This window comes from Pseudomonas sp. PGPPP1, assembly GCF_002255865.1.
In the GTDB taxonomy this organism is placed as follows: Bacteria; Pseudomonadota; Gammaproteobacteria; order Pseudomonadales; family Pseudomonadaceae; genus Aquipseudomonas; species Aquipseudomonas cremoris.
This window is the reverse complement of the sequence record NZ_NKIG01000002.1, coordinates 387,263-406,607: the sequence shown is the minus strand read 5'-3', so window position 1 is coordinate 406,607 and position 19,345 is coordinate 387,263. Positions and strand designations below refer to the sequence as shown.

Here is a 19,345-nt window from a genome sequence, read left to right as displayed (position 1 = left end):
CTGTGTTTTCAGTCTCTCAGCCAAACTCGGGTTCCTCATTTCGTCACATCTCAGGCCCTGTGCGGCCTCCAGCCACGCTCGCTGAAACCCCTCTGTCATCTCTCCCCAAACCGCTCAAAACCATGACCAAAACACCCGAGAATCTTTTTAAAATCAAGGATTTCCTCCCGAGGTTTTTTCCCACAAACGTCATCGGAAACTGCGACTTTCTCTCCATGGTTTTCACCCCTGGCCACCCCCCGCTTCAGGCTTGGGACCGAAGCCATGGCGTCATGCAAGAGCCATCTACCCCAAACGTACAAACACGACGAAAGGAGATTCTTCATGTTTAAGCGCAACGTTCTCGCGGTATCCATGACCCTCGCTGCACTGTGCTCGGCCCAGGCTGCAATGGCTGACATCAACGGCGGCGGCGCGACCTTGCCGCAAAAGCTGTACTTGACCCCTAACGTATTGACTGCCGGTTTTGCCCCGTACATCGGCGTAGGCAGCGGCAAAGGCAAAATCGCGTTCCTGGAAAACAAGTACAACCAATTCGGCACCGACACTACCAAGAACGTTCACTGGGCCGGTAGCGACTCCAAGCTGACCGCGACTGAGCTGGCGACCTACGCTGCTGACAAAGAGCCGGGCTGGGGCAAATTGATCCAAGTGCCTTCGGTGGCCACGTCCGTTGCAATCCCTTTCCGCAAGGCAGGTGCTAACGCGGTTGACCTGAGTGTCAAAGAGTTGTGCGGTGTGTTCTCTGGCCGTATCGCTGACTGGAGCGGTATTACCGGCGCAGGCCGTAGCGGTCCGATCCAAGTGGTTTATCGCGCTGAAAGCAGCGGCACCACTGAGTTGTTCACCCGTTTCCTGAACGCCAAGTGCACCACTGAACCGGGCACCTTTGCCGTCACCACGACGTTCGCCAACAGCTACAGCCTCGGTCTGACGCCGCTGGCCGGTGCTGTTGCCGCTACCGGTAGCGACGGTGTAATGGCTGCCTTGAACGACACCACTGTCGCTGAAGGCCGCATCACCTACATCAGCCCTGACTTCGCCGCCCCAACCCTGGCTGGCCTGGACGACGCTACCAAGGTTGCCCGAGTTGGCAAGGGCGTGGTCAACGGTGTTGCCGTCGAAGGCAAGTCGCCAGCCGCTGCTAACGTAAGTGCTGCCATCAGCGTCGTACCGTTGCCAGCTGCAGCTGACCGTGGCAACCCTGACGTGTGGGTGCCAGTGTTCGGTGCTACCACTGGTGGCGGTGTAGTGGCTTACCCAGACTCGGGCTACCCGATCCTGGGCTTCACCAACCTGATCTTCAGCCAGTGCTACGCCAACGCCACTCAGACTAGCCAAGTGCGTGACTTCTTCACCAAGCACTACGGCACCTCCGCCAACAACGACGCGGCCATTGAAGCCAACGCTTTCGTACCGCTGCCAACCAACTGGAAAGCCGCTGTTCGTGCCAGCTTCCTGACCGCCAGCAACGCCCTGAGCATCGGCAACACCAACATCTGCAACGGCAAAGGTCGTCCTCAGTAATCGACGCCTGACCGCCGCGCAACACCAGATCAGCAACGGCCTGTGCCGTTGCTGATTTTTGCGTTTGCGCCCGCCATTACCAGCCCTATATGAACTTTGCATGACAGAAGTTCAGTCGTGCCTTGCGCCAACCGCCTAACCCTCATACGTGAGCGTGTCTTGCCCGCTGTGCGATGACACATGTGCGATAACAAACAAGGAATTTCCAGATGGTCCGCTGCAAACCAACGGTAAACCGCAAAGCCCAGACCGTGTTGCGCCTCAAGCCCCTGGCGCAGGCCATCGCCTTGTTGATGGTGGCGGGTAACGCCCATGCCGCCACGGCGTTCAGTGCCGGCTGGTTTGCCGAGAAAGGTGCGTCTCAAGCGACCACGGCGGCACGCGTGAACGGCGGGCAGGTGCCGGGGATTCCTTCGTTGAACGAGCAGGCACGGGTCAACCAGCAGTTGGCGCGTTCAATTAGCACGCTCAACACCAGCGTCGCGGCGATTGCCGCCCAGCAGGCAGCGCAGGCGGCAGGGCGACAAGCTGCGTTCGGCCAGGTATCGAACGTTCCCGATGGCCTCGGCAAGGGCGGCCTGCAAGTCGACAACAGCCTCACCCAAGGCTGGACCAACGCCAAGAACCCGACCCAGGCCCAATCCGGCGGCAAGACCACGGTCACCATCGAGCAGACCGCCGACAAGGCGATTCTCAACTGGGAAACCTTCAACGTCGGGCGTAACACCACCGTGGATTTCCAGCAGCAGTCCAACTGGGCCGTGCTCAACCGCGTCAACGATCCCAATGCACGTCCGAGTGAGATCCAGGGCCAGATCAACGGCGCCGGCACCGTGATGATCATGAACCGCAACGGCGTGGTGTTCAGCGGCACCAGCCAGGTCAACGTGCGCAACCTGGTGGCCGCCGCCGCGAACATCACCGATGAGCAGTTCACCCAGCGCGGCATTTACGTGGACGCCACCGGCACCCAGCCAACCTTTACCGATGCGGCGGGCAAGGTCGAGGTGCAACGCGGCGCGTTGATCCAGACCCACAGCCCGGCCACCTCCACAGACTCCGGTGGTTACGCCCTGTTGCTGGGTTCCGAGGTAGAGAACGCCGGCACCATCATTACTGCCAAGGGCCAGACCACCCTAGCGGGTGGCGACAGCTTCTACATCCGCAAGGGCGTCGGTACGAGCGGCAACGACCGCTCCACCACCCGTGGCAATGAAGTGGCCACCACCCTCAAGGCTGGCAGCACTGCCGGCAAGGTCACCAACAGCGGCCTGATCATGGCTTCTACCGGCGACATCACCCTGACCGGTCATCAAGTGCTGCAGAACGGCGTGGCCCTGGCCAGTACCTCGGTGGATACTCGCGGCACCATTCACCTGCTCAACTCCGCCACCGACACCACCGGCAGCGTGACCCTGGGGGAGGGCAGCACCACCGCCATCCTGCTGGACAGCAGTGGCAGCACCGCGCTCGACAGCCAAAAAAACAACGGCCTGACTCAGTTTGATGGCTTGGGTAACCCTCTGATCACGGGGGCCTTCAACAATTTGAGTGGCGTGGCCGACCGTACCGATCAGTCGCGCATCGAGATCGTCAGCGGCGGCACCGTGGACTTCCAGAAAGGCTCGATTACCTTGGCCACCGGTGGCCAGGTTGCCGTCAGCGCCGCTGGGCGCAGCCTGGTGCGTGATGGCGCAATGATCGACGTGTCGGGCGCCATCGGCGTCAAGGTGTCGATGGAAGCCAACAACATCAAGATCAACGTGCAGGGCAACGAACAGCGTGATGCGCCGATCAACCGCGACAATGGGCAACTGATCAACAACGACGTGTGGGTTGACCTGCGTGAGCTGGTGTTCGTCCCGGCAGGCACCAATGGCTACGCGACGGACCGGTGGTACACGGCCGGCGGTTTGCTGGAAGTCGGTGGATACCTGGGCACTCAAGGTCATTCGGTGGGCGAATGGATGGCCCAGGGCGGCACCGTGACCTTCACCGGCAAGGACGTGGTGACCCAACAGGGCGCACACATCAACCTGTCGGGCGGCACCGTGGATGTGCAAGGTGGTTACATCCAGCAAACCTGGCTCAAAGGGCCGGATGGCCGGTTGTATGAGCTGTCACGCGCGCCGGGCGACATTCTGTATTCGGGCATCTACAAGGGCTATGAATCCACCAGCGCCCGCTGGGGCCAGACCGAGTATTTCTACAATCCGTTGGTCGCTCAGCAGCGTCGCTATGATTCGGGCTACACGGTGGGTCGCGATGCAGGCAAGTTGGTAGTCGGCACGAGCAGCGCAGTGCTGGAAGGCCAGGTGATCAGCGATGTGTTTCAAGGGGACCGCCAGACCCAGGCGCCGAATATCAACCTTGACGGTTACCAACAGTCGCAGAAGGCGATGGCCCAGCGCGCGCAGTTGATCATTGGCCAGTACACACCGATCTACAACAAGACCACCGGTACCCTGCGCTATGCCCTGAACGGCGCCGCTGACAATGTGCTGATCGACAGCAATATCCAAAAGATCGCCGAAGGCCTGGACCTCACCACGGCGCTGCCGGCGGATCGCCAGGGCAAGCTGGTACTCGACAGCGACCAACTCAGCGGCTTCCAGTTGGGCGCAATCAAGGTCGGCGCCAAGCAGCAGATTACGGTTAACGGCGCACTGAGTGTGGCGGATGGTGGGGATATCACCCTGTTCGGGCCAGGGGTCGCTATCAACGCGAACCTCACGGCCCACGGCGGCAGTATCAACGCGGGCAACATCCTTAATCAGATCAATCTCAACTCGGGTAACACCGTAGGGGATGTGATCGTGCCTGGTAGCGGGCGGGTCGATGTGGCAGCAGGCGTCAAGCTGGATGCCACCGGGCGTTGGAACAACCTGGTGCTCGACCCGAACAATCGCGACGGCGTGGCGTATGTGAACGGCGGCAAGGTGTCGCTGCGCAGCACCGGCGATGTGAACCTGGCGACCGGCAGTGTGGTGGACGCCTCTTCGGGCGCCACCTTGGGTGTGGATGGCAAGCTCAGCGGCGGCAAGGGCGGCGACGTGACCCTGGCGGCGCAGGGTTCATTGGCCATGGACGGCGAGGTTCGCGGTTATGGCGTCAGCGGTGGCGGCATCCTGGCCCTGCAGGCGCGCAAGGTACAGATCGGCGACAGCGCCACGGCGCCGGGTACCGGCACGTTGCAACTGGCCGGCGACTTCTTCAACAAGGGCTTTTCGGCCTACGACATCACCGGTAATGAGGGGCTGTTGGTCACGGACGGCACGCAGGTGGACGTCACCGTGCCGGTCTTGCACCTGGGTGAGCAGACGTTGGCTACGCCCAGCGGCAGCGACCCGGCCTCGGCCCTTGAGCGCTGGACGCCGGCGCTCTACCAGGAAAACCCCGTGCAAGGCGTGTTGAGCCAGCGCCGTGGCGCCAGCCTGACCCTGACGGCCGGCTCCAAGGACTCCACCGCGGCACACCTGGCAACCACCGCCTTGACCGTCGGCAACGGTGCCGTGATCAATGTCGATCCCGGCCAGGGTATCAGCCTGCGCAGCGTCGGCCAGCTGACCTTGAACGGCACCCTGAATGCCTGGGGTGGCAGTGTCAGCCTGGGTGGCCTGACGGTGTCACAGCAGACGTGGGAACAGCCCAATGCCATTGGCCATGATCGCTCGATCTGGGTGGGCGAAAACGCGCTGATCGATGTCGCATCGCGAGCGATCACGGCGGTGAACAACCGTGGCGATATTTATGGTCGGGTCAGCAACGGCGGCACGATCAGCATCGGCGGCCAGATCGACCTGGCCACTGGCATTGCCAAGGCCGGCGATGTGTTTGTGGTGGTGCGCGAGGGCGCGCGGTTAGACGCGTCCGGTACCCAGGCGGTGCTTGATGTTCCAGGCCAGGGCCGGGTGGCGGTGGCCAGCAATGGCGGTAGCATCAGCTTTGCGTCCAACAACGGTTTGTATCTGGACGGCAGCTTTGTGGCCCGGGCCGGTGGCGCGGGCGCGGCGGGCGGCAGCTTGTCGCTGGCGCTGGAAAGCCCGTATTACGCCAAAAACGCGGTGAACGACCGCGTGCTCAAGGTGCGTGAACTGGTCCTCAGTCAAACCCATCAAGCCAGCGCATTGCCGGACGATGCCGACCCCGCCGCCGTCAGCCTTGAGTACGGCCATGGCCGCCTCGGCGTGGACCAGATCACCGCCGGGGGCTTTGACAACCTGGCCCTGCTCAGCAACGGTTTGCTCAGTTTTGACGGTGATGTGACGTTGAACATGGGCCAAAGCCTGCGGCTTTACAGCACCAGCTATAACCTCAGTGAAGGTGCGACGAGCTATTCGCGTGTCAACCTGTCAGCGCCGTACCTGTTGTTGGCCGGCATCCTTGCCCCCGCAGAGTCCGGCAAAGAAGCCTACGTGCGTGCGGTTCCGGTGCTGGCCAATCCGTCTCAGCTGGCAACCACTGCGCAGTTCAACGCCAGCGCGAACCTGATCGATGTGCGCGGCAGCGTGCTGTTTGGCAACAAGAGCAACCTGCCCCAAGCCAATAACGCTCAGGTCAGCCTGGAGCGTCGCGGGTTTGATGATGTGCAACTGACGAGCCAGGGTGACTTGCGCTTCCTCGCTGGCGCCGGTGCGGACGTGATTGCCCAGGGGATCAGTACTCAATTGGTGACTCAGGGTGACATGACCCTGCGCGCGGCGCAGTTGTACCCGGCGACGGAGGTCGGTGCCCGGGTGCTGGCCGGCTATCTGAATGGCAATGCCTCCAATGACACGGGTTTCAACTACGACCCGACGCGCACCTTGACCATCGCTCGTACGGGCGACAGCAACGCTGCCATCCCGTACTCGGCGTTTGGTCGCTTGCAATTGGGCGGCCCGACCATCAAGCAGGGTGGGGTAGTACGCGCCCCGTTGGGCCTGATCGAAATCGGCAACCTGGGCTCTAGCCGTGTCGAACTGTTGCCGGGCAGCGTGACCTCGGTGAGTGGCAAGGGCCTGGTGCTGCCTTATGGCGGCACCGTGGACGGCCAGGTCTACAAGTACAACGGCAAGACGGTGACGTTCATCGGACAAGGTGGCGCAACCGAAGCCGGCAGCTTGAATGTCGGGATGATCCTGGGTGGACAGTCAGTGGTCGTGCAGCCTGACGCTACCGTGGACCTGTCCGGTGGTGGCGAATTGCTCGGCGCCGGTTTTATTTCCGGGCGCGGCGGTTCCACCGATGCACGCTACAACCCGTTGGTGCAGTTTGGCGTGAACGGCGGCTTCATTCTGCCGGGGCTGGCTACCAACCCGGTGTATGCCATTGTGCCGGGCGTGCAGCCAGGCTATGCGCCCGTCGCGCCGGAAGGCGGCGCGGTGGACCCGATGATCGGCCAGCAAATAACCATTGGCGCGGGCGTGCCGGGGCTGGCAGCGGGCACCTATACCCTGATGCCGTCGACCTATGCCCTGATGCCGGGTGCTTTTCGCGTGGAAATCAATGGCCTGGCAGGCCTGGGCAGCCTCGGTGCAACCCAGCAAATGCGCAATGGCTCATGGTCTACCGGTGGGCGCCTGTCCATCGCCAACACCGGCATAAGTGACAGCACGGCCAGCCAAGTGATCCTCACTTCGGCCGACACCCTGCGCCGTTACTCCCAGTACAACGAAATGAGTTACGCGCAATACGCGGCGGCCGATGCGGCCAAGCTCGGCATACCGCGGGCATTGCTGCCGGTGGATGCCAAGACCTTGCAACTGGCGTTGCGCCCGGGGGCGGGTACTGACGCGTTTTCGTTCCAGGGGGTCGGCCGCTTCGAGGCGGCTGATGGCGGTTACGGAGGCACCGTGGCCCTTATCAACGCGAATGGATCCCAAAAATCGATCGAGATCGTGGCGGCGGGCAAGGGCGCCAGCGCCGGTTTCGGTGGCGTCAGCGTGGTCGCTGAAAGCCTCAACGCCTTAGGCGCTTCACGCTTGGTGATCGGTGGGATGACATTGGTCAGGTACGGTCAGGGCGGCAACTACATCCTTGCGACCAAAGGCAGCACCGGGTCGATTATCTTGAGGGAGGGCGCGACCCTGGCAGCGCCGGAAGTGCTGATGCTGACCTCCACCGGTAACATCGTCGTCGAGCAGGGTGCCTCGATCAATACCATTGGCCGTGGCAAGGCCAGTTATGACGCGCGTGACGGCTTCATCTACAGCGTGGCTAACATGTTGGCGGTATCTAACGGCTTGCTTAACGTGATCGGTGCGCAGCAACCTGACGCCAGTGCGGGCATCCAACTGGGCGTATGTAACAGTGCAGCTTGCACGGGGCAGACCGCCTTGTATTCCGAGGGCTCTATTGTTGCGCTCACCGACAGCAGCCTGCAGATGGGCGACGAAGTGCGCTACGGCACCCGTCACCTGAACGTGGGGGTGTCGAGCATCAACGTTGGCAGCCCCGAAGCCTTGGCCGAGGCGGCGGCGGGCAAGCGCCTGCCAACGGGCATGACCCTCAGCCAGCAGTTGCTTGAACGCTTGCTGCGCGGTGACACCCAGTTCGGCGCCCCGGCGCTGGAAACCCTGCAACTGTCCGCACGTGACAGCTTCAACTTTTACGGCACCACCACCCTGGACACCTACGACGCGGTGACCGGCAAGTCCTTGCTGAACAACCTGATGATCTCCACTCCGGCGATCTATGGTTCGGGCAGCGCCAATGACGTGGCGACGATCCACACCGCCAACCTGATCTGGCAGGGGGCCGAGGCGCGGCCTATTCCCGCGATCGCCGGCGCAGCTGGCACCGGTAGCGGGCGCCTGGATATCAACGCCGAGCGCATCGAATTCGGTTACGGGGACTTTGCCCAGCCGAGTAGAACCGCATCCTTTGATCGCCTGGCACTGGGCTTTGCCAACGTCAATTTGAATGCCAGCCAGCGCATTACCACCAACCACAAGGGCAGCTTGTCGGTGTACCAGAGCCAGGGCGCCTACGATCCACGCAAGGGCTTTGTCTACAGTGGCGGCAACCTGAACATTGTCACGCCGCTGATGACCGGTGAGGCCGGCTCGGTGAATCGCATCACCGCCGGTGGCGTCATTGACGTTCGTTCCTCGGGTGGCCCGGTGGGCAAGGCAGAGGGATATGGCGCCGAGCTTTCACTGCAAGGCGACAGCATTCGCCTGGCCAGCGCCGTGGTATTGCCCAGCGGTAAGGTGACGCTGGGCGCGCGGGGCGACGTGGTGTTGACCGACACCTCATTGATCGATGTGGCCGGCCGTGCCATTGCCTTTAACGACCTGACCAAATACAGCGCCGGCGGCGAAGTGCTGCTGGAAAGCCGCGCGGGCAATGTGTTGCAGGCGGCCGGTTCGAGCATCGACCTGTCGGCGCAGCACAACCAGGCGGGCAAGCTGCGCGCCGTGGCGGTGGATGGCGCGGCGGGGATCGTCGACCTGGCGGGCAAGATCGTCGCCAGCAGCAGCGGTGACTACGATGCTGGCGGTACATGGGTGCCTTACCTGGCCGGCACGGTGGAGATCCAGGCTCAGCGCCTGGGCACCAGCGGTACCCTCACCGAGCAGTTTGCGGCGCTCAACCAGCGTCTCAACAGTGGCCAGGTGTACGGTGCGCGTAGCTTCCAGCTCAAGCAGGGCGACCTGGTCATCGGCAATGACGTCAAGGCCAACACCGTCAACGTGTCGGTGGACAACGGCAGCCTGCGGGTGACCGGTCGGGTGGACGCCAGCGGCCAGCGGGTCGGCAACATCAACCTGGCCGCCAAGAACGGCCTGATCCTGGATGGCAGTGCTGTGCTCGATGCCCACGGCACGCAATTGCGCGTGGACAGCTATGGCCAGATCATTGACTCGCCCAACCGCGCCATCGTGGTGCTGGGCTCCGGCAATGGCCTGTTGACCCTGACCGACGGTGCGCGTATCGACCTGCGCCACGGCACCGACGCCACCGGCAATGACGGGCGCAACCGTGGCACCCTGGAGCTGAATGCCCCGCGGATTATCAACCCGGACGGCACCAGCAATGACATCGCGATTGACGCCCGCGGGCAACTGACGATCGAGGGTGCACGCTCCATCGCCGTCAACGGCATGATCAGCTACGACGATGCCCCCACCAAAACCGACGACACACCCAGCGGGCGCCCCTACCAGGCGATCGACAAGGCCTATCTGGACAAAAAGCATGAGTTGAGTACCAAGTTCATCGAGGCGGTCCTGAGCAACAACAACCTGCTGCAAAACAAACTCGCCGGCTTGAACAACGCGACCTACGGCGACGTGTTCCACGTGCGTCCTGGGGTGGAAATCATCAGCAAGACTCCGGACGGCGACCTGGTGGTGCAAGGCGACCTGGACCTGTCCGGCTACCGCTATGCCAGCCTCAAATCGCCGCAGTTGACCGAAGCCGGCAGCCTGACCCTGCGCGCCGGTGGCGACTTGAATATCTACGGCAGCATCAATGACGGCTTTGCAACGCCAGCTGAGACTGACGATGACAATGGCTGGGTACTGCGTGCCGGCATTGACTACACCGGCGGCACGGTGGTGGTGCCGGGCAGCGGCGTGACCCTGGCAGCTGGCACGCAGTTCCCCGCCGGTATCACGCTGAATTTCGATGTGCAGACCAATGCCCTGTCGCTGCCTGAGGGAACCCGCTTGCCTGTCGCGGCAAAGCTCACTCAAACCCTGGAGCTTCAGGCCGGGACGGTGTTGGCGGCGGATATCCACGATGCATCCGGCACGCTTTTGTTTGCCGCCGGCACGTTGCTGAGCCAGAACCAGACGCTCGCCGCTGGCACCGTCCTGGAGGCTGGCACGCTGCTGGGCAGCCGAGCCAGCTTCGATAGCATGACCTGGCCCAAAGGCGTGCCGTTGGCTGCAAACCTGACCTTGGCCGGCGATAAAGTCCTGCCACGCGGTGCGCTGTTGCCGTCGGGTACCAACGTCAAACTGCCGGGCGGCGTGGAGTCGGTAGCGCTGCGTGTCGCCGATGCCGGACGCCAGGGCAAAAACTGGGCGGTTGCGAAGATGCTGGAAGAGGGCTCGCAGTCGTGGTCGATACGCCTGGTGGCCGGGGCCGATACTCAGGCGGCAGACAGCCGCCTGCTGCAGCCGCATCCATCCACCGGTAACTTGCGCCTTGCCGACAGCCATTACGGGATGTTCGGGGTGCCCGGCGAAGGCTCGGTGGTGTGGACCGAAGTGGGAGCCATCGACTGGTTTGGCGACGCCAGCAAGGCCGGCCAACCGATTGACTTTGTAAACGATGCGTACCTTGGCATGTGTGATGACCTCCCTGAGTACTGCGCTACGGGCGAAGGGGGCTACGCCTTGGCGTCAGGCGGCAGCACCCGCTTCAGCGTGGTGCGCACCGGCGCGGCAGACCTGGAACTGTTGGCCGCGGGTAACTTGAGCATGGAGTCGTTGTTCGGCGTGTACACCGCCGGTAGCTCGTCCACCGGTACGTCGGCCAATGACCCGTATAACCTCAAGCGCGCCGTGGGCAGCAATGGCAAGGTCTTGAGCAATGCGGCGGGTGGCAACGAGAAGCTGGTCGATGGCGGAACCGAAAGCCTTTATCGCGCCTGGTACCCGAATGGGGGCGGCAACCTGTTGTTGAAAGTGGGTGGAAACCTTAGCGGTAACGCCCTCAGTGCGGCATCCGTACGCGTTGGGCGCCCGGTCAATGATCTTGACCATGACTCCGTCAACGTCGGTAACTGGCTGTGGCGCCAAGGCAACGGATTGAACGGCAGCCAGGCACAAGCCACTGCCTGGTGGATCAACTTCGGGTCCTATGCCGCCGGCATTACGGGCAAGACCGACCAGATGGTGGGTTTCACCGGCTTTGGGACCTTGGGCGGTGGCAATCTGAATGTCGACGTAGACGGGAATGCGGGTGTCCTCACCGCTGTGCGCAGCAGCGACAACGCTGTCAACGCCCGTAGCCAAGGCTTGGTCTTGGCGGTCGGCAGTACGGGGCGCGTAGCGGCTGACGGCAGCGTACAACTGACCGGCGGTGGCGACCTGAACCTGCGGGTGGGGGGGGGTGTGAACCCGGCCGCCGGGTACGCCATCGACCAACTCAATGGGGCGTTGGTGGACCTGCGCGGGCATGTGCAGTTGACCGGCGGTGCGCTGGGCAGCCTGACCTTGCGTTATGGCAATCAGAACCGAGAGCAGAGCCCCAGCGAGGTGCGTGCGTACGATCCATTGCGCTCGACGTCCGCCTTGCCGGGCGGCGGCATGAGCCTGCTGCCGGGGGATGCGACCTTCAGCCTGGCGACCCGTGGCGACCTGGTGGTGCAGGAGGTGGCCGATCCTGGGCGGGCGCCACAAATGAACGCTTCGGGCTTCGCGAACGGGTTTGCGCAAAACTGGTTCAGCCTGTGGACCGACCGCACGGCGGTGGACCTGTTCTCCGCAGGGGGCAACCTCACGCCACTGACCCAGACGCTGGAAACCGATATGGCGGCGGTCTATCCCGCCACCCTGCGTGCGGTCGCCGCCAGTGGCAGCCTGTATTACGGGCGTGCGGCGGCGCAGGACGGGGCCAACGTACCCGCTGTCAAAGCGCTGGTGCTGGCGCCGTCGAGCAATGGGCAACTGGAATTGTTGGCAGGGGATTCGATCTACGGGGGGGACCTGACCGTCAGCCGCTCCGGTGCGGCCCCGGCCAGCCTGGCAACCATCTTGAAGCCGGCTTTCATGGGGTTCCTGGCGGATGGGCGGCCTGTCGTGGGCAGCGGCAACGTGTCCAGCGATGGCAGCGTGGTGCGCTTGGGGCTCCATCCGCTGTTCGCCTTCGGCGCCAACACCGCCAGCCTGGCGTGGGGCGATGACTTGGAACCAGCACGGTTCTATGCGTTGAGCGGTGACCTGCTGGGGGTGAACAGTGGGCGTCAGATCACGATCACGACATCCAGCGATCCGCGCTACAGGCAGACCTATTACGAGGGCGCGGGCCCGGTCTGGATGTTGGCCGGACGCGATATCGTCAGGAGCGGCACCCTGCTCAGTGGCGCCAGCGGCGGCGACGGGAACACCGGTTTCTATACCACCACCGGCAACCTGTTCGTGCATAACGGCCCTACGGATATTTCCGTCGTCAGTGCCGGACGCGACATTCTCTATAGCAGTTTCAACGTCGCAGGCCCAGGCACCCTGGAGTTGACGGCGGGGCGCACGATCCTGATGGAAGACAAGGTTGGCGTGAACAGCGTGGGTGCCGTGGCACCCGGCGACACCCGCCCCGGCGCAAGCATCGTCATGCAAGCCGGTGTCGGTCCCAACGGCCCGGATTATCAGCGCTTCGTCGAGGCTTACCTGAACCCTGCCAACCTGGCGCAACCGGGTGAGTCGATCCAGGGCGGCAAAGTGGCCAAGACTTACGAAAACGAACTGGTCAGCTGGCTCGCCGAGCGCTTCGGTTTTGCCGGCACCGCCGAACAGGCTCGCGGCTACTACGCGGCACTGCCTGCCGAGCAGCAACGGGTGTTTGCCCGCGATGTGTACTTCGCCGAACTCAAGGCGGCGGGGCGTGAGTACAACCAGGACGGCAGTGTGCGCCAGGGCAGTTACCTGCGTGGCCGCGCGGCGATCGCAGCGTTGTTCCCCGAGCGCGACGTGGCGGGCAACCCGATCACCTACAAAGGCGACATCACGATGTTCGGCGGCGCGGGCGTGCACACCAACTTCGGTGGCTCGATCCAGATGCTCACCCCAGGTGGCAGCCAGACCTTCGGTATCGAAGGTGCGGCACCACCGTCGACGGCGGGCGTGATTACCCAGGGCGCAGGCGATATCCAGCTGTACTCCCTGGGCAGCATCCTGCTGGGCCAAAGCCGCATCATGACCACCTTTGGCGGCTCGATCATGGGCTGGACCGCCGAGGGTGATATCAACGCCGGGCGGGGTTCCAAGACCACCGTGGTGTACACGCCGCCCAAGCGGGTCTACGACAACTGGGGCAACGTGAGCCTGTCGCCGTCGGTGCCGAGCACCGGCGCGGGGATCGCCACGTTGAACCCGATTCCTGAAGTGCCGGCGGGGGACATCGACCTGATCGCGCCGTTGGGCACCATCGATGCGGGCGAGGCGGGCATCCGGGTGTCGGGCAACATCAACATCGCCGCGTTGCGGGTGGTGAACGCGGCGAATATCCAGACTCAGGGCAAGTCTTCCGGGGTGCCGGTGACAGCCGCCGTCAACACCGGCGCCATGAGCTCGGCCAGTGCTGCGGGCGCAGCGGCGTCTCAGGCGGCGGAGGATGCAGCGCGTAGCCAACAGGCAGCGGCCAAGCAAGGCCGCCCCTCGATTGTCACGGTGGAAGTGCTGAGCTTTGGCAGCGAGCCGGTTGAACGCAGCCCGCAGGAAGGCCAGAAAACCTCGGGCTACAACCCCAACAGCCCGGTGCAAGTGCTGGGTGCCGGGCCGCTGGGTGAACAGGCGCGAGCACGGTTGACGGATGAGGAGCGCAAGCAAATCAGCCTGTAAGACTTTTGAAGGACCTCTCGATGTAACCGTTTGGGGCGATCAATGATCGCCCCTTTTTTTAGTGATCATCCTTGAGGGTCTTGAAGCCTTCGATGCGCTTGATCAGGCGGGTGTTTTTCGCCGAATCGGCATTGCCGAACAGGAACGAGAAGTCCGAGGCCAGGTTGGATTTACCGGCGATGGCCGCGTATTGGTGGCAGTCGTTGCAGTTGTCGTTCTGCACGTAGGTTTCCAGGGTGGTGTTGGCCACGGGCACGCTTTGATCGCTGACGTACGGCCCATAGGACAACGGCGTCTTCACGTTCGGCCCCGGCCCAGGTTCGTTGGGGGCGTTGGGCGTCTTGGACCACAGCACATTCACCAGTTTGTAGTACTGGAACACCGATTGACCTTGGGTCTGCTGGGCAAACGTCTGCTGTACTGCCGCATTCAGCGCCTGCATGTCCTGTGGCAAGGCATTGGCCCGGGTGGCCTGCACCGGTTGCTCAAGTGGGGTGCAATTGGGCGGTGTGTGGGTGGCGTCGCATTGCACCCGCGCCACGTTCGGCGTGCATGCGTCGCCCGTACAGGCAGGGTTGTTGAACGTGTAGCCCTGGGGCGGCGGCGTGTCACCGGCGTCGGGCACATTGTCGACTTGCTCGAAAGTGGTCCAGATAAAGTTCGGCTGGGTCTGGGTCTTGTTGATGATGTGCAGGCCCACCAGGCCCACTACTTCCTGGGTGCATTTGAGGGTGTCGGGGCGTTGCAGCCAGGCCACGGTGGTCAGGTAGCGTCCATACAATTGCGGCTGGTTGGTGAGCACACGCCAAGCGGCCTTGAGCTCGAGGGCGCCGAGTTCTTCCTGGGGCAGGGCGTTGGTCGGCAGTTCACGCACTAGCTTGCCGGCCGGCAACGACAGGCCTGCCGGGTGCCGGTTGTCGCTGTTCTGCGCCACGATCAATTGGTTGGCGGCGTCGTACAGGCCATTGTCGACGATGTAGTCGAACTCCGCCTTGCCGACTTTGCGCTCGAAAAACACCAGGTTGCCGGCCTGATCCGTCAGCCAGCCACCGGAGGCTTCCATGATCGAATCGGGCAAGGTGACCTGCGTGCCGCTGGACAGGTGAAAGCGATGCGCACGGTTGATCGCGCTTTCCGAGGTGGCGGTGATGAACTTTCGCGCTCCCGACGAGAACGCCTTGAGGGTGTTGCTGGCGGTGCAATTGGACGGCACCAGGGTTTGCACGCCCCAGCCGGAGGGCTTGGCAGCACCGGGCAGGAAGATGTCGCTGGCGTCCTTGTAGCTGGCCCATACCGGCGCGTTGCTCATCGGTTGGCCGGGCGTCGGCGGTACGCCGAAGTGTGCGGCGCTGCTGTTGGGGTCGGGCTCTCCCGCCAGGGCCGGGTTGGCGGGCCAGCCGGGGTTGACCGGCCAGTTCATCGCGATAAACAACTGCCAGCCAAAACAGTTGAGAAACGCTTGCTCGGTACCGAAGTTATTGACGGGTAGAAACCCACCGCTGGCAGGGTTGAACACCAGTTGCTGGACGCACGATTGCGCGTCCGACGCTCTGGCCGGTTGTGGCGCCAGCAGGGGCAGCAGCGCACAGGCCAGCCACCCCAATACACTCAAGCGTGCCCGGCGAAGCGGGCGAGGCCATCCGTACATGATTGCGTTCCTTGCTCAAGGCTTTGGGAAAGCCGCCCATGCCTGGCATGGGCGGCGGGTGGCACTCAGGCGTCGGGCACCAGCGCCAGGCCGCTTTCCCACGGGTGCTGGGTGGCGCTGGGGTTGGCGGCTTCGGCAGGGTTGAGGGCGCGCACGGTAACCAGTCCCGGCGCGGCCGTGCTGCTCACGTTGATGGTCATGATGTAGCCCTGGGTACCGCCACCATCGGTTTGCCCGGGAATCGCCGAGGCATCCGGCAAGAACTGCCTGACCTGGGCCGTAACCCCAGGGTTGGAGAACTGTACCCGTGCGTTCGCCGCTGTGGTCTTGAGGTCGGCGCCCTGGACCACCAGCACGAACTGGCCGGATGAACCGGGTGCCAACGAGGCGGGCAAGTCGGTGGGCGACTGGCCGTAGAACAAGTCCAGCGGCAGCAATTGCACCGGCCAGGGTTGCGCATCGGTGTTGTTCGCCGCCACGCAGTCACTTTCGCCGGGCGTGGCGGTGAGCGGCGCCGGGGTCACGCTGAGGGCGACGTCGAGCTGCTCGGCGATCACCCACACATAGTCGATCGGCGTGCCGTTGATGGTGATGTCGTTGATCGAGAACCCTGCACTGAGTGGCACTTCAAAGACCGCCTGCAGGATCTGGTCGGACGTGTTCGGCCCCGTGCCGGCACTGCCACGCGTAACGCGCCAATAACCACTCACATCCTGGCCTTGCGGGCCTTTCCAGGTGTTGAAGGATTTCGGTTGTTGCAGGTACAGGCCGATGGGGTTGGTCAGGGACAGCAGGTTCTTGACCGCCGCCTGGTTGGCGGAAAAACCGATATGCGGGTCGGAGTTGCGGTAGTTCTGCCCATATTGGGCGCAGCAGATCAGGCTTTGCTGGTTGGCGCTGCTTTTGATCGGCCGCAGGATCGTGGCCGCGGCCGCCAGGTAGATCTCGGCACTCAGGGTATTGGGGCCGGACGTCAGGTGCATCGCACCGCCCGACACACCCGGCAGCCGTACGGTACCCGAATTCCATTTGTTCACGGTGTCGTAGGCAGGGCGGCCCGTGGTCTCATCGATCACCGGGTCGCCGGCCTTGCCGGTGGGGCCGTCGGCGGTGTAGCGCAGGTACAGGTCTTCGAGTTTTACCTGAGGGTCGACGTACGCCTGGTACAGCCCCAGCACCGCGTTCGGGTCGATGTTCCACATGGTCAGGAAATACGCCGGGTTCTCACTGGTGAACTGGATGCTGCGCATATTGCCGTCGGGGTCGCGGGTGATCGACCACTCGCAATACTCATCCAGCCAGCCCCGTGGGCCATTGGGCGAGAAGTCGGCGTAGGGGCCGTTCCAGTTGATGGACTTGCACAGCACGCTGGGGATCTGCAGCTGGGTGGCGGCCGGGTCCGGGTACAGCGAATAGAGCGTGCCGTTGAGGGTGATCTGGCCGTGGTCGGTCAACTGCATCACTTGGTCCAGGGTCATGGCCTGGCCATTCAGTTGGGGCACCACGGCGGCGCCATTGTTGTAGAAGAAGGTCCACAGCCGATTGGGGAACGGTTGCCAGGTGATCGTCACTGGGGTCAGCGTGCCGTAGCCGCTTTCCAGCGGGTTGTAATACCCCGAGCGCGGGGCGTCGTTGAGGTTCGACCAGGGGTTGCCGATGACCGACATCTGGGTCCAGCCGGTGACGTTGTTGTTCCAGTCCGTTTCAAACTGCGGCAGCTGATTTTCCAGGCCCAGCCGGTTGTAGTCCTTGGGGGCTTGTTCGGCGGGCGAGGTGAATTGCTTGAACGGCGTGCTCATGTCGATTCTCCAGCGTGGGTGGATGCAGCAGTGGCACAGCAACCGGCGCCCGGGGCGGGGCCGGCAGAGGTGTGGCGTGGGTCGTCCCACACCAGTTGGGCGGTAAAACCAGGCAGCGGCGCGTAGGCGTCGGGGGTCAATACCTGGCCACTTTCCAGATGGGTCACGCGCAGCGATAACTGCGCCGCGTCACTCGGCCCCAGGTTCAGCGCCTTGACGCTGCGCGCCGCATTCAACGCACGCGATACGCCCTGGGTAATGCAACGGCCCTTGTCATCCACCAGGCCCATGCCGATGCGGCTGAAACGCCCGACGTAGTGCGGGTTGTCGGCATTGACCTGCTGCGCGGTGGCATCGGGCTGGTTGAGAAAGACGTCGATCAGAAAGGTGTCGTGGGTGCAGCGCACATGGTCGAACACCACCCACGGGCCGGTGTTTGTCGCATGCGCCTGGCAGCACGCTGCCGGCTTGGCTGCGCCGAACTGTGGCGCCACCGGCGTACCGTAGTCGTAGCCGATATGCCGGCTGTCCTGGGCCATGTCACCCAGCGTGGTGTAGCGCCAGGCTTCGGCGCTGGTGAACGTGACCTCATCTGCTGCGTGACCGGCGAAGGGTTGCAACAGGCACTGAGTGGTGTACTGCGCCGCTGGGTTGGCGCGGATCCACACCTCCAGCATGCGGTCGATATTGGCGTGGTAGGAGCAGAACACCGGGTCGAAGGCGGTGTAGGCATTGTCGGCCATGTCGCCGCCGATCCAGCCGTGATAGTTGTCGTGGGGTTGCTCGTAAAGCCCGTCGAAATTCAACGCGCGGTTGGGGTACAGGTTGTCCGGTTGCGGCGGGTCGAACGTGGTGATGTTGGCCCACGGATAGCCCGGCACCCCTTGCGGTTGACTGAAGGTGGTGAAAGCGAGGGCGTCGATCACCTGCTGCTGGAAGATCCGGCTCATGCCATACAACTGGGTGCGTTCAGCGCGGAACACCTCGCCCTGGGTGTAGAACAACGGATTGCGCTGGACGTACAGGCAGTCCACACCGTCGACGCTGCCGCTGGCGCAGACTTTCGAGCGGCCATCCTTGGCTGCCGCATAACGCAGCGGGTTGCGCCGTACTTCGCCGGTGTGCGGGTGCACGTAGGTTTCATCGAGAAACGCCTGAGGCAACCCGGCCTCGGGGCTGCCATCGACACTGGCATGTTCGGCCATCCAGTCCCAATACGGGATCGGACAGTCGATCAACGCCTCCAGATACAGCAGGTAGGCGCGATGCCACAGGGCGAAGGCTTCCTGGTAATGCAGGCACCAATTGGTATGGATGTAGGCGTAGCGCTGCCACGGTGAGCCGCTGTCTGGATCGCCAATGTGCATCACATCATCCAGCTTGGCGCGGTACAGGTTCAGTTGTTCGGGGCTCAGGGCGCGGATGTCCGGGCGCACCCGCTTGACCGGGTGTGGCAGCGCCGGTGGCGGGATGCGTTCGGCCAGGTCAAATGGCGAAATACTGTCCCGCCGCCAGCCCTGGTTGACCCACAGGCGAAAGGTTTCCAACGCGTCGATGGGCCAGAATTGCTGTGCGTCAGTGGTCAGCGGCATGTTGCGCGAGGCGAGGTGCTGGTAAATCGTCAGCGACCAGGTCTTGACCGAGTCGAGGTCCTCCAGGAACACGTCGTAGGCATTCATGCAGCCCACCCACGTGGCCGCCACAGCGGCGCGTTCTGCGGTTGGTATCCAGTACGGCGCGCTGAAAAGTCCTTGGATATCAGCGGTCCATGTCGGTTTCGCGACTATCATAAGATCCCTCTCATGCCGCCCTGGGGCCAGGTGTTGGCTGGGCTGCTAAGCTGAATCGATGTTAAGGAGCCACTGCGCAGGATTTGT

At 63.3% G+C, this 19,345-nt stretch carries 5 protein-coding genes; 2 read left to right on the top strand and 3 right to left on the bottom strand.

What is annotated here, in order from left to right; translation table 11 throughout:
• The first annotated feature begins 324 nt into the window (after window positions 1-324).
• Window positions 325-1,527 carry a substrate-binding domain-containing protein gene (locus CFE47_RS06265; protein WP_286835958.1) on the top strand — a complete coding sequence of 401 codons (1,203 nt, stop codon included), beginning with the start codon at window positions 325-327 and terminating at the stop codon, window positions 1,525-1,527.
• A 209-nt stretch (window positions 1,528-1,736) separates the two neighbouring features.
• On the top strand, window positions 1,737-14,021 hold the full coding sequence (locus CFE47_RS06260) for a filamentous hemagglutinin family protein (protein WP_286835957.1): 12,285 nt from the start codon (window positions 1,737-1,739) through the stop codon (window positions 14,019-14,021).
• Window positions 14,022-14,079: 58 nt separating this feature from the next.
• Here the strand turns inward: CFE47_RS06260 and CFE47_RS06255 are convergent, their stop codons facing one another.
• The 3 genes from CFE47_RS06255 to CFE47_RS06245 form a co-directional block, all read right to left on the bottom strand.
• Window positions 14,080-15,669, bottom strand: a complete 1,590-nt coding sequence (locus CFE47_RS06255) for a hypothetical protein (RefSeq protein WP_286835956.1) — start codon at window positions 15,667-15,669, stop codon at window positions 14,080-14,082.
• Between the two features lie 65 nt (window positions 15,670-15,734).
• Window positions 15,735-17,468, bottom strand: coding sequence for a DUF8225 domain-containing protein (locus CFE47_RS06250; protein ID WP_286835955.1), 1,734 nt, complete (start codon window positions 17,466-17,468; stop codon window positions 15,735-15,737).
• Complete coding sequence (locus CFE47_RS06245) at window positions 17,465-19,258, bottom strand: tyrosinase family protein (RefSeq protein ID WP_286835954.1); 1,794 nt, start codon at window positions 19,256-19,258, stop codon at window positions 17,465-17,467. The genes CFE47_RS06250 and CFE47_RS06245 overlap by 4 nt, the downstream gene beginning before the upstream one ends.
• Window positions 19,259-19,345: the final 87 nt, after the last annotated feature.